The following is an 11,741-nucleotide window of genomic DNA, read 5'->3' as shown; positions in this document are numbered from 1 at the left end:
GGGAGGATGAAGAGAGGCTTCTTTTTGCTTTTTCTTGTTGTCTTTTTCGTACACGGATTCTCATCCTACTTCCTGATTCATTACAAGGTCCAGAAGAACGACACCCTTTACAGTATATCCCTCAACTTTGGGATTTCCCCCTCTCTTCTTCTTGACTGGAATCCCGGACTCGACCCTCACAATCTCAGAGTGGGGCAGGAGATCGTGATTCCTCAGCCGCCTGGCTACCTCTACACAGTAAAAAAAGGAGACACCCTCGATACTATTGCAAAAAGGTTCTTCACAACCGCTACTTTCATAAAGGAAGCGAATCAGCTCAAGTCTTACACCATATATGCGGGACAGAAGCTGTTCATACCTGAAAGTATCATTGGAAAGGCGTTCAACGATGAGAAATTCTTCATCTGGCCTGTTTATGGTGTCATTTCCTCCGGTTTTGGCTGGAGGATTCACCCCATAACCGGGAAATATTCCTTTCACTCAGGAATTGATATATCGGCACCTGAGGGTACACCCATATTCGCTGCTGAAAGCGGAGTGGTGGAGTTCGCCGGGGAAAACGGCGGGTACGGTCTCATGATAAAAATAAAATCTGCTTCTTACGAACACATATACGGGCATCTTTCCCAAATAGATGTATACGAGGGTCAGTACGTAAAGAAAGGTCAGATAATAGGAAGGGTTGGAAACACCGGTTTGAGTACAGGGCCTCACCTTCATTTCGAGGTTAGAGTGAATGAGAAAGCCGTGAATCCGATCAATTACCTGCCAAACCAGATCTGGGTGTTGAAAAAAGAACTCATAGGAACCGGTGGAGAATGAAGATCCTGGTAAGCGCGTGCCTTCTGGGACTTCCCACAAGATACGACGGACGTTCAGCAGCAGATGAAAGAGTTCTTTCGCTGCTGGAAAGGCACGATCTGATACCTGTCTGTCCCGAGCAACTTGGTGGTCTTCCAACTCCAAGGCCCCGGTGTGAGATTTATGGAGGCTGCGGATGGACCGGGAAGGAAAGAGTTCTCGATGAGTTTGGAAGCGACAGAACTGAGAATTTTTTGAAAGGCGCGGAAACCACCCTCAAGGTTGCTCGCCTTCTGAAAGTAGACCTCGCCATTCTGAAATCTAAAAGTCCCTCCTGCGGGAAAAACTTTGTCTACGATGGATCTTTTTCTGGAAGGCTTGTTCCAGGAAAAGGTGTCACAGCCTTTCTGCTGGAAAAAAACGGGTTGAAAGTCTTCGAGGAAAACGAAGTATTCGTGAATAACAATGATCTTCTTTGAAAATAGTCCCTTTCAGGCGATTGTTTTCTTTTGATGAAAGGAAACGTTTGTTTCTTACTCTTTTCTTATTTTTCTTTGTATTGACAAATTGATTATAATATGGTTGGTTAGTAAATGAAAACAAACCTACTGGGGGATTCCAATGCTGGGCGAGGTCGAAAGAAGGATTCTTCAGACGATCAAAGACAAAGGACAAATATCGAGGGTGGAGATAAGCAAGATTCTGAACATCAGCAAACCCGTGGTATCTCAAGCTGTGAGCAGGTTGATCGAACTGGGATTTGTGAAAGAAACGGGTAAAAAGGAAAGCTCTTCAAGAGGTGGTAGAAGACCAGTTTTGCTTTCTTTTGTTCCTGAAAGCAGATACGTTGTAGGAGTGGACGTTGGAGGCACGAAGATCGATGCCGTTCTCACCGATCTGAATGGTAGCATCCTGAAGAAAGAACACGTCGTTCTTCCTTCTGACCTAGACAAGGAAAAGCTTTTTGAGGAGATAAAAAGGGTTATGAAACCACTTCTCAAATACGACAAAATTTTGGGAATCGGAATAGGAATCCCGGGAACGGTTGATGAGAATCAACTGATAAAGCGCATACCAGCATTCAACATCACAAACTGGAATCTGAAAAAGGAACTGGAAAGTTTTGCTGGATATCCTGTCTTCATCGAAAACAACGCAAATCTCGATGCCTTCGCAGAGACCAGAGTGGGTGCAGGGAAGGGTTACAGATGTGTGTTTCTCATATCCATAGGCTGGGGTATCGGCTCTGGGATCGTTTACGAGGGAAGGATCTTCAGGGGAGCGCGGGGAAAAGCAGGTGAGTTCGGCCACATGATAACAGACTGGACGGTGGACAAAACCGTAGTGCCAGAGAAAGGTTTTGGTCATCTCGAAGAGTGGTTCTCCGGTTACTCTCTGAAGAAGAAATTTAGAAAACCCATTGAGACGGTGTTTGAGCAGAATCCAGAGGAATTGAGAGAAAGTCTGGAACACCTTGGAGTTGCGATAGCAAATACCACTGTGATACTCGATCCGGACGTGGTGATCATAAAGGGAGGAATAGGGTTTCACCAGTTCGACAGGATAGCACCCATTGTGAAATCAATCGTAGAGCGAACAGTTCCAAAAGATATCCTGGAAGATATCGTCATTAAAAGAGGAGAAATAGAAGAGTATGGAGTTGCAATCGGTGGAGCCCTGTATGTGATCGAAAATGTTCTGGGATTGAAATGAAGGGGGTGATTCTATGAAGGCGGTGAGGCTTCATGCAAAGTGGGATCCAAGGCCTGATTTCAAACTGGGGCCCAAGGATGTTGAAGGAAAACTTACCTGGCTTGGAAGCAAGGTGTGGAGATATCCGGAGGTGCGAGTTGAAGAAGTCCCGGAGCCAAAGATCGAAAAGCCCACAGAGATCATCATCAAAGTGAAGGCCTGCGGGATCTGTGGCAGTGACGTTCATATGGCCCAGACCGATGATGAAGGCTACATTCTTTACCCTGGTCTTACTGGTTTTCCCGTCACTTTGGGCCACGAGTTTTCCGGAGTTGTGGTGGAGGCAGGACCGGAGGCCATCAACAGAAGAACAAACAGAAGATTCGAGATCGGAGAGCCCGTCTGTGTAGAGGAAATGCTCTGGTGTGGTCACTGCAGGCCCTGTGCTGAAGGCTTCCCAAACCACTGCGAAAACCTGAACGAACTGGGATTCAACGTCGATGGAGCTTTCGCAGAGTACGTGAAGGTCGATGCCAAATACGCCTGGAGCCTCAGAGAACTGGAGGACAGGTACGGTGACAGACTCTTTCTTGCAGGAAGTCTCGTGGAACCCACCTCCGTTGCTTACAACGCTGTAATTGTGAGAGGAGGTGGAATCAGGCCTGGAGACAACGTGGTGATACTCGGAGGAGGTCCTATAGGACTTGCAGCCGTTGCGATTTTGAAACACGCAGGAGCAGCGAAAGTGATCCTGTCAGAGCCTTCCGAAACTAGAAGAAACCTTGCCATAGAGCTGGGAGCAGATCACGTGATAGATCCCACAAAGGAGAACTTCGTGGAAGCGGTGCTTGATTACACGAACGGTCTTGGAGCAAAGCTTTTCCTCGAAGCGACAGGTGTTCCTCAGATCGTCTGGCCACAGATAGAAGAGGTAATCTGGAGAGCCCGCGGTATAAACGCCACCGTGGTGATCGTGGCAAGAGCCGACGCGAAGATACCTCTCACTGGGGAAGTGTTTCAGGTCAGAAGGGCACAGATCGTGGGATCTCAGGGACACTCTGGTCATGGTACCTTCCCGAGGGTGATCAGTCTCATGGCCTCCGGGATGGACATGACCAAAATCATCTCCAAGACCGTTACCATGGAGGAAATACCTGAGTACATAAAGAGGCTTCAAACCGACAAGTCCCTGGTGAAGGTTACCATGGTGAACGAGTGAGGTGAGAGTTATGGGTAAGTGGCAGATACCACCTGAGGGAGGTCACATGGAAAGACCAACGGGTGTCTATTATCAGACGATGACGATGAAACAGATAAAGGAAAGACTAAAGGAATGTGACCTCATAATAATCCCTGTGGGAAGCACGGAAAACCACGGTCCAAATGCACCAACAGGAGAAGATACCTTCCTCGTCACGAGGATGGCCGAGCAGGTCGCATTGAAAACAGGTTGTACAGTTGCAGAGCCCATCTGGTATGGATACCATCCGTACCACCACATAGGAATGCCAGGAACGGTTCCAGTAAAAGATGAGGCGTTCATAGACTATCTTGTGAGCGTCATAGCAGGATTCTGGAACACTGGTTTCAGAAAGCAGATCCTTCTGAACGGCCATGGCCAGGAGTTCGTGATTCCTGTAGCCATTCACAAGTTCGCAAAGATTTTCCAGGTTCCTGCCATCATCATCAATCTGAACTGGTATCACGCCATACAGGACAAGTTCAAGACGAAGGAAGAAGGCGGCCCCTACGAAACACCGTTCATTCACGCAGACGAAGTGGAGACGTCATGGAGCCTTGCGCTCTTTCCGGAACTCATGCACCAGGAATGGGCTGTCGACACAGAGCCGAAAGGGTTCCTACCGGAAGGACACATAGACAAGGCGGGAAATCTCCTTCACAGACCCATTGCATGGTACGGACACGTAGGGGGAGGTCCCATAGAGGTTGTGGCGTATCCTGAGGGGGTTGTAGGAAAGGCAACCCTTGCGTCTGCGGACAAGGCCAAGGAAGGAGTTGAAGCCCTTCTGGATTACCTGGAAAAACTCGTGAGGGACATCATGGAAAGGTTCCCGCCGGGGAAACTGCCACCTGCGGAGATGCTGTCTCAGAGGCCAAAGGAAGAACTCGATGCACTCACAAAAGAGCCACTTACGGAAGGCTGGAGGAACCTGTACACGGCTGGGAACCTGTGGGGATGAGACCGTGAAACTTGGAATAATCGGTCTGGGGCGCATAGGAACGATACATGCCGAAAACGCAAAACTCCTGGAAGACGTGGAACTGGTGGCGGTGTCCGATATAAGGATTGAAAGAGCAAAGGAAGTGGCCGAGAAGTTGAAGGTGAAAAAGGTCTTTGCCAGCCCGGAGGACCTCATACGTGATCCAGAAGTGGAAGCGGTGATGATCTGTTCCAGTACCAACACGCACGCACCACTTGTCCTTGAATGTGCCAGAGCAAGAAAACACGTGTTCTGCGAGAAACCCCTCTCCCTGGATCTGGTGGAAGTGGACAGGATGATAGAGGCAATGAAAGAGGCTGGAAGGATCCTCTTTGTTGGATTCAACAGAAGATTCGACAGGAATTTCAAAAAGGTAAAAGAAGCAGTAGAGGAAGGAAAGATAGGGACACCCCATGTTTTGAAGATAACGAGCCGGGATCCTGAGCCACCCCCGATAGAGTACGTGAAGGTCTCAGGAGGAATATTCCTCGACATGACCATACACGACTTCGATATGGCGCGCTACATAATGGGTGAGGAAGTGGAAGAGGTCTACGCCAGTGGATCTGTGCTTGTGGACGAGGAGATAGGAAAAGCAGGGGACGTGGACACAGCCGTGGTCGTTCTGCGTTTCAGAAGCGGGGCTCTCGGGGTGATAGACAACTCCAGAAAGGCTGTTTATGGTTACGATCAGAGACTGGAGGTCTTTGGAACAAAAGGGAAAATCACCGTCGACAACATCAGAGAAGACACCACCATGCTCACAGATGAACAGGGTGACCACGGTTCGAAGTATCTCTACTTCTTCCTGGAAAGGTACAGAGAGTCGTATCTGGAAGAGTTGAAAACGTTCGTTAAAAACGTAGCAGAGAACGAACCACCGGCCGTGAGTGGAGAGGACGGGAGAATGGCTCTTCTGCTGGGATACGCTGCAAAGAAATCTCTGGAAGAAAAAAGGGCCGTGAGATTGGAAGAGGTGATTCCATGATCACCTTCATTGGACACGTGTCGAAGGACATCAACGTGATACATGGAAAAGAGGAAACAGCGTACGGTGGAGGAGTGGTGGCTGGTTCTATCACCGCAGCTCTTCTTGGGGTGAAAGCGAAGGTGGTTACAAAGTGTGCAAGGGAAGATATCGTACACTTTGAGTTTTTACGTGAAAACGGAGTTGAAGTGGTCTTTCTGGAAAGTACCAGGACAACCAGCATAGAGAACAGGTATGGAACCAGTCCAGACGAAAGGGAAAGTTTTCTGATTTCGGCAGCTGATCCGTTCACAGAGGAGGATCTTCTGCACGTTGAAGGAAAGGTTTGCCACGTGAATCCCCTGTGGTACGGTGAGTTTCCAGAAGAGCTCATAACAAAATTGCGCGAAAAGGTGGATTTTCTATCTGGAGACGCACAGGGTTTTGTCAGAGCCCCAGAAAACGGAAAACTCGTCTACAGAGACTGGAGAAAAAAAGAACACCTGAGATTTTTTGATCTCTTCAAGGTCGATATCAAAGAAGCAGCGGTTCTGACAGGAACAAAGGATCTAAAAGATGCGTGTAGAATCATCGGCTCCTTCGGGACCAGGATTGTACTTGCAACTCACTCCGCCGGTGTTCTTGTGTTCGATGGAGAGTTTCATGAAGCACCCTTTGAAGGATGGACTCTGGAGGGGCGAACAGGAAGAGGCGACACGTGTACAGCCGCGTTTCTCGTTGCTTTTCTCTTCAAAGGAATGAGTGTGGATGAGGCCACACGGTTTGCAGCAAGGGTTACTTCTGTTAAGATGAGACATCCAGGACCTTTGAGGAGGGATGATGTTGAAACTCTCTCTGGTAATCAGCACCTCTGATGCTGCCTTTGACGCACTGGCTTTCAAAGGAGACCTGAAAAAAGGAATGGAACTTGCAAAAAGAATCGGCTATCAGGCGGTGGAGATCGCTGTCAGAGACCCTTCTGTTGTGGATTGGAACGAGGTAGCCAGGCTCTCAAAGGAGCTGAGTCTTCCTATCTGTGCCATAGGAACTGGTCAGGCGTTCCTCGCTGATGGGCTTTCTCTAACACATCCGGATGAGAAGATCAGAAAAAAGTCGATCGAGAGGGTCAAGAAACATGCGGAAGTTGCAGAGTCATTCGGAGCATTTGTTATTATCGGCCTTGTTCGTGGAAAAAGGGAAGGAAGGCCATATCGAGAGGTAGAAAAACTCTTCCTTGAAAGTATGAACTCTTTACTGAGCGATACAAAAGAAGTGAGATTCGTCATAGAGCCTCTCAACAGGTACGAGTCAGATTTCATAAACACCGTTGAAGAGGCACTGAGGGTGATTGAAAAAATCAACTCTGACAGGGTGGGAATTCTCGCAGACACCTTCCACATGAACATAGAGGAGGTAAACATTTCAGAGAGTCTGAAAGTAGCGGGAAAGAAACTGTACCACTTCCATGTGGCAGACAGCAACCGATGGGCACCGGGATGCGGACACTTTGATTTTGAAAGCACTTTCAAAACCCTGAAAGAGATTGGCTACGATGGATACATCTCCGTTGAGTGTCTTCCTCTTCCGGGAGGGATGGAAAAGGCTGCGGAGGTTGCCTTCAGGACTCTAAAAGAACTAATTGTTAACTTGTAGTAACACAATGAGGGCAGTCTTGATTAATGATAAACAGGACGATTGCTCATACTCTTTAGTTGTGGGAGTAAAAATCAACCTGAGATGGCTTTTCTATTACAATGGGTAGCACTGCACCTGACCTTCCGAGCCTACAGGAAAGAAATTTGATGTTTTTTAACGGAAATTGAAAAAATAGTGATAAAATTAATAAAACGGGGGGTGAAAGTATGAGAAAGCTTCTACTTGTGATCATCTTGACCATAGGTCTTTTGATGTTCGCAGAAGAGATCACCATCACCGCGTGGACCGTGGGACCCGATAATCCATCTTACTACAGGTTTGACAATCTGAAAACAGCTGCAGAGAGGCTGAACAAGATTCTGAAGGACCTTGGAGTCGATCTCACCGTCAAAGTCGATGGCTACTTTGATACGACGGATTGGAGTTCTTTCAAGCAGAAGGTTGTCTTTGGAATCAAGTCTGGTCAGGTAGTGGATATCATCTGTTCGGGACACGACGACATAGGAGCCTGGGCGAAAGCGGGTTACATCATTCCTCTAGACGACTATGTGAAGAAGTACTGGGACGAGGAGTACTATGACTTCATTCCATCGCTCTGGGAGGCTACCAAGTACAAAGGAAAGATCTACGGAATCCCACAGGACACAGAAGCAAGACCTTTCTACATCAACAAGCAGGTCTTGAAAAAACTCGGCTGGTCGGATGAAGAAATCAACTCTCTGCCAGACAGGATCGCCAGGGGAGAGTTCACCTTTGAAGACTTCATTGAAGTGGCAAAAGAAGCCGTTGAAAAGGGTCTTGTGGAGTGGGGACTCTACCACAGACCGAAAGCAGGTATCGACTACTACCAGCTCATGATCAGCATGGGTATCGACTTCTACGATGAGGAAAAGGCTGTGTTCGTTTACAACGTAAAAGAGATGAAAGACTACTTCAAGCTCCTCTACGACCTTGCGAACACCTACAAGATTCTTCCAAAGAACATGATAGGAACACCGTGGACCTCTGTTCACAAGGATGTCACGAGCGGAAAGGTCCTGGCATGGATGGGTGGTACATGGAACTGGGCTGAATGGAAGAAAGATTACGGAAAGACAGAGGAAGAACTGCAGGACATGTTCATCCTCGCTCCTGTTCCGAAGTTCAAAGGCAGAGGAAGGCCGAACACCCTGTCCCATCCAATCGTTTACATGATCCCGAGCACGAGTAAATACCCAGACATTGCATTCTTGCTCATAACCTTGGCTTCTGCACCGGAACTCAACATGAGACACGCTGTTGAGAGCGGGCACCTGCCGATCAGATGGCAGCAAACGGTGCTTCCTGAGTACACCAAGGAATTTATCATGGTGGAAGGAACGAAGCTTTTGCCGTACTCCGGTTTCATTCCAAACGATGACATGTTCAACCTCTACACCCAGATCATCTTCGAAGGAATGCAGATGGCCGAAAGCGGTATGGATCCAGAGAAGGTGGCAGAAGACGTTGCAAAAAGGCTGAAGTCCCAGCTGAAAGATAGGGTTGTGATCGTGGAGTGAGGGGGTTTCCCTCACTCCTTTTGTGGGGTGAACAGGGTGAAAAGACTGAAGCCGTTACTTTTGCTTTTTCCTCTTCTTGCCTTCGTGATCATTTTCTTTGTGATCCCTGTTGTTCTCACCGTAGTGATCGCGTTCACAGACATGGACTATTCGTTCGTATGGAATTTCGTGGGGTTTCAGAATTTCAGGGATATTTCCACGGATTTCATTATTCCACGTGTGATAGCGAACACCTTCATATACACTTTCGGTACGTTGGGACTTTTCAACCTTGGAACGGCCCTTCTTATTTCACTTCTCACAACGTCGATCAGCGATAGATGGGGTAACTTCTTCAGGACTCTCTGGATGCTTCCAAGACTCACGCCGTCTGTTGTTTATGGACTCCTCTGGCTCTGGATGTTCGATCCCACAGAGTACGGACTTGTGAACTTCATACGGGGACTCTTCGGCCTTCCTCCACAGGACTGGCTTCACAGTGCTCCTATGTGGATGGTGATCTTCGCAAACGGTTTCATAGGTGCTTCGATGGGAATGCTTGTCTTCACAGCGGCGATAAAATCCATACCAGAAGATTACTACAGGGCAGCCCGTATCGATGGAGCGAGTTGGTTTATGGTGGTGAGGAGAATCACCCTTCCTCTGATAAAGTGGCATCTTCTCTTCGTGACTGCATACCAGACACTTTCCCTTCTTGCCTCTTTTGAATACATACTCATCATCACGGACGGTGGACCCGTTTACAGAACAGAGGTGTGGGCACTCTACACGTACCACAACGCCTTTTCACACTTCAGATTCGGCTACGGTGCAGCCCTTTCGATCATCCTCGTTATCATAGGTGTGGTTTCTGCTCTTGTCTACATGAAGTTCTTCGGTTTTGAATCTCTCATGGAAAAACCGAAGGTCGAGGTGGAATGATGAAACTCTCGTTCTGGCAAAAAAATTCGGAAAAAATCAGAAATTTTGTGATAATCCTCGTGCTTTTTCTCATAACCTCACCGATTCTGGTGGGGTACGTCTGGCTCATTCTGAGATCTTTCAGCGAGGATCTGGTGAACGGCTTTGTCCCCACGAAGCTCACCCTGAAAAACTGGAGATTCCTCTGGCAGGAGATCAAGGGATATCCGAACATCTGGCAAACCACGCTGAACACCGCTCTGCTAGCACTCGGTGTGATGGGAATTGAGGTGTTGATCACAAGCCTTGGTGGGTATGCACTCTCAAGGTACGATTTTCCTGGAAGGTCCTCTATGATGAAGTTCATTCTTGCACTTCATGCTTTTCCGGCAATATCTCTCATGACAGCTGTGTTTTACCTCCTCTGGACGCTTAGACTGCTGGATACCCTCTGGGGAGTGATACTCCTCAAAGCCTCTCTGGAAGTGCCGTGGGGCACCTGGATTATGAAGGGGTTTTACGATGGTATTCCCTGGGAACTCGAGTGGGCAGGCCTTGTTGATGGCTACAGCAGATTCGAGGTGTGGAGAAAGATTCTTCTTCCACTTGTAAAACCAGGGATCGCCGTTACGGCCATCTTTGCTTTCCTTTCCGGATGGTCTGAATTCGTTTTCGTGAACACGTTCATCTTCTCGCAGAACCTGTGGACACTCTCAAAGTACGTAAAAGGGTTCATCGGAGACTACAGATTCGCAGACTACGGGCTTGTGACTGCCGTGGGATTGTTCTACATGATACCAACGATCATCTTTTTCTTCTTCGTCAGCAAGCACATGATAAAACTGACCATTGGGGGAGTGAAAGGATAATGCCCAGTATCAGGGTTGTGAATCTGAAAAAGTACTTCGGAAAAGTGAAAGCAGTAGATGGCGTGAGCTTCGAGGTGAAGGATGGAGAGTTCGTGGCGCTGCTTGGTCCATCCGGTTGCGGCAAAACCACCACTCTCTTGACGCTCGCGGGTATTTACAGACCCACCGCGGGAGAGATCTACTTCGATGACGTGCTGGTCAACGATATCCCTCCGAAGTACAGAGAGGTGGGGATGGTCTTTCAGAACTACGCGCTCTATCCACACATGACCGTCTTCGAAAACATCGCCTTCCCCCTGAAAGCGAGAAAACTCCCGAAGGATGAAATAGAAAAGAGGGTCTTGGAGATCGCCAGGAAACTCCTCATCGACAACCTTCTCGATCGAAAGCCGTCACAGCTTTCCGGAGGACAACAGCAAAGAGTGGCGCTCGCAAGGGCTCTGGTGAAACAACCAAAGGTGCTCCTTTTTGATGAACCGCTGTCAAACCTGGATGCAAACCTCAGGATGATCATGCGGGCGGAAATAAAACACCTTCAGCAGGAACTTGGAATCACCTCTGTTTACGTCACACACGATCAAGCTGAGGCGATGACGATGGCTTCAAGAATCGCTGTTTTCAATCAGGGGAAACTCGTTCAGTATGGAACACCCGATGAGGTTTATGACTCTCCAAAGAACATGTTTGTCGCTTCGTTCATAGGGAATCCTCCAACGAACTTCCTGAGGGATTTCTCTGTCTCCGTGGAAAACAAACAAACAATTTTGAAAAGAGACGATGTCATCATTAAACTGCCAGAGCCAGTTGATGTAAAATTGAAGGAAGTCGTTGTCGGCATTAGACCTGAGCACTGCAGGATTTCCTGCGAGCGTGTGGAAAACTCAATTCCCGGTGTTGTCTATGTTGTAGAACCATTGGGAAGGGATATAATAGTGAACGTGAAAACGGAGAAAGGAGAGATAATAAAGGTCTTCGGCGACACTGGAAAAGCTCCACAACCGGGTGAGAATGTATTTCTGGTTCCTGATCTCGGGAGGATTCATCTGTTTAATCCAGAAACGGAGGAAACGATTCTGTAAAAGAAAGAAGGTGCAGT

General features: G+C 48.0%; 12 protein-coding genes. All 12 read left to right on the top strand.

What is annotated here, in order from left to right; all coding sequences use genetic code 11:
* The first annotated feature begins 6 nt into the window (after positions 1-6).
* The 12 genes from TPET_RS02585 to TPET_RS02530 all read left to right on the top strand — a co-directional run bounded on the left by TPET_RS02585 (position 7) and on the right by TPET_RS02530 (position 11,724).
* Entirely contained in the window at positions 7-822 is an 816-nt protein-coding gene (locus TPET_RS02585) for a peptidoglycan DD-metalloendopeptidase family protein (protein ID WP_011943145.1), read from the top strand.
* Complete coding sequence (locus TPET_RS02580) at positions 819-1,280, top strand: 2-thiouracil desulfurase family protein (protein WP_011943144.1); 462 nt, start codon at positions 819-821, stop codon at positions 1,278-1,280. The genes TPET_RS02585 and TPET_RS02580 overlap by 4 nt, the downstream gene beginning before the upstream one ends.
* A 142-nt stretch (positions 1,281-1,422) precedes the next feature.
* Positions 1,423-2,514, top strand: a complete 1,092-nt coding sequence (locus TPET_RS02575; protein WP_011943143.1) for an ROK family transcriptional regulator — start codon at positions 1,423-1,425, stop codon at positions 2,512-2,514.
* A 13-nt stretch (positions 2,515-2,527) separates the two neighbouring features.
* The gene (iolM, locus tag TPET_RS02570) at positions 2,528-3,712 is read left to right on the top strand and encodes a scyllo-inosose 3-dehydrogenase (RefSeq protein ID WP_011943142.1); all 1,185 of its coding nucleotides are present in this window, start codon (positions 2,528-2,530) and stop codon (positions 3,710-3,712) included.
* A gap of 10 nt (positions 3,713-3,722) precedes the next feature.
* The gene (iolN, locus tag TPET_RS02565) at positions 3,723-4,694 is read left to right on the top strand and encodes a 3-dehydro-scyllo-inosose hydrolase (RefSeq protein ID WP_008191988.1); all 972 of its coding nucleotides are present in this window, start codon (positions 3,723-3,725) and stop codon (positions 4,692-4,694) included.
* Between the two features lie 4 nt (positions 4,695-4,698).
* The gene (iolG, locus tag TPET_RS02560; protein ID WP_008191990.1) at positions 4,699-5,703 is read left to right on the top strand and encodes an inositol 2-dehydrogenase; all 1,005 of its coding nucleotides are present in this window, start codon (positions 4,699-4,701) and stop codon (positions 5,701-5,703) included.
* Positions 5,700-6,557 carry a PfkB family carbohydrate kinase gene (locus TPET_RS02555; protein ID WP_008191991.1) on the top strand — a complete coding sequence of 286 codons (858 nt, stop codon included), beginning with the start codon at positions 5,700-5,702 and terminating at the stop codon, positions 6,555-6,557. The genes iolG and TPET_RS02555 overlap by 4 nt, the downstream gene beginning before the upstream one ends.
* Positions 6,526-7,335 carry a 5-keto-L-gluconate epimerase gene (gene iolO / locus TPET_RS02550; RefSeq protein WP_012895857.1) on the top strand — a complete coding sequence of 270 codons (810 nt, stop codon included), beginning with the start codon at positions 6,526-6,528 and terminating at the stop codon, positions 7,333-7,335. The genes TPET_RS02555 and iolO overlap by 32 nt, the downstream gene beginning before the upstream one ends.
* Positions 7,336-7,544: 209 nt before the next feature.
* Complete coding sequence (locus tag TPET_RS02545) at positions 7,545-8,876, top strand: ABC transporter substrate-binding protein (RefSeq protein ID WP_011943139.1); 1,332 nt, start codon at positions 7,545-7,547, stop codon at positions 8,874-8,876.
* A 36-nt stretch (positions 8,877-8,912) separates the two neighbouring features.
* The gene (locus TPET_RS02540) at positions 8,913-9,797 is read left to right on the top strand and encodes a carbohydrate ABC transporter permease (RefSeq protein ID WP_011943138.1); all 885 of its coding nucleotides are present in this window, start codon (positions 8,913-8,915) and stop codon (positions 9,795-9,797) included.
* Positions 9,794-10,645 carry a carbohydrate ABC transporter permease gene (locus TPET_RS02535; RefSeq protein WP_015918758.1) on the top strand — a complete coding sequence of 284 codons (852 nt, stop codon included), beginning with the start codon at positions 9,794-9,796 and terminating at the stop codon, positions 10,643-10,645. Before TPET_RS02540 ends, TPET_RS02535 begins: the two co-directional genes overlap by 4 nt.
* Positions 10,645-11,724, top strand: a complete 1,080-nt coding sequence (locus tag TPET_RS02530; RefSeq protein WP_011943136.1) for an ABC transporter ATP-binding protein — start codon at positions 10,645-10,647, stop codon at positions 11,722-11,724. The genes TPET_RS02535 and TPET_RS02530 overlap by 1 nt, the downstream gene beginning before the upstream one ends.
* Positions 11,725-11,741: the final 17 nt, after the last annotated feature.

It is taken from the genome of Thermotoga petrophila RKU-1, assembly GCF_000016785.1.
GTDB classification, from domain to species: Bacteria; Thermotogota; Thermotogae; order Thermotogales; family Thermotogaceae; genus Thermotoga; species Thermotoga petrophila.
The sequence above is the reverse complement of the archived record's forward strand: the minus strand, read 5'-3'. Positions and strand labels throughout refer to the sequence as shown.

Coding starts and splice junctions, on each gene's coding strand:
- TPET_RS02545 (WP_011943139.1), top strand. CDS start 7,545: ATGAGAAAGCTTCTACTTGTGATCATCTTGACCATAGGTCTTTTGATG.
- TPET_RS02555 (WP_008191991.1), top strand. CDS start 5,700: ATGATCACCTTCATTGGACACGTGTCGAAGGACATCAACGTGATACAT.
- iolN (WP_008191988.1), top strand. CDS start 3,723: ATGGGTAAGTGGCAGATACCACCTGAGGGAGGTCACATGGAAAGACCA.
- TPET_RS02535 (WP_015918758.1), top strand. CDS start 9,794: ATGATGAAACTCTCGTTCTGGCAAAAAAATTCGGAAAAAATCAGAAAT.
- TPET_RS02580 (WP_011943144.1), top strand. CDS start 819: ATGAAGATCCTGGTAAGCGCGTGCCTTCTGGGACTTCCCACAAGATAC.
- TPET_RS02585 (WP_011943145.1), top strand. CDS start 7: ATGAAGAGAGGCTTCTTTTTGCTTTTTCTTGTTGTCTTTTTCGTACAC.
- TPET_RS02530 (WP_011943136.1), top strand. CDS start 10,645: ATGCCCAGTATCAGGGTTGTGAATCTGAAAAAGTACTTCGGAAAAGTG.
- iolM (WP_011943142.1), top strand. CDS start 2,528: ATGAAGGCGGTGAGGCTTCATGCAAAGTGGGATCCAAGGCCTGATTTC.
- TPET_RS02575 (WP_011943143.1), top strand. CDS start 1,423: ATGCTGGGCGAGGTCGAAAGAAGGATTCTTCAGACGATCAAAGACAAA.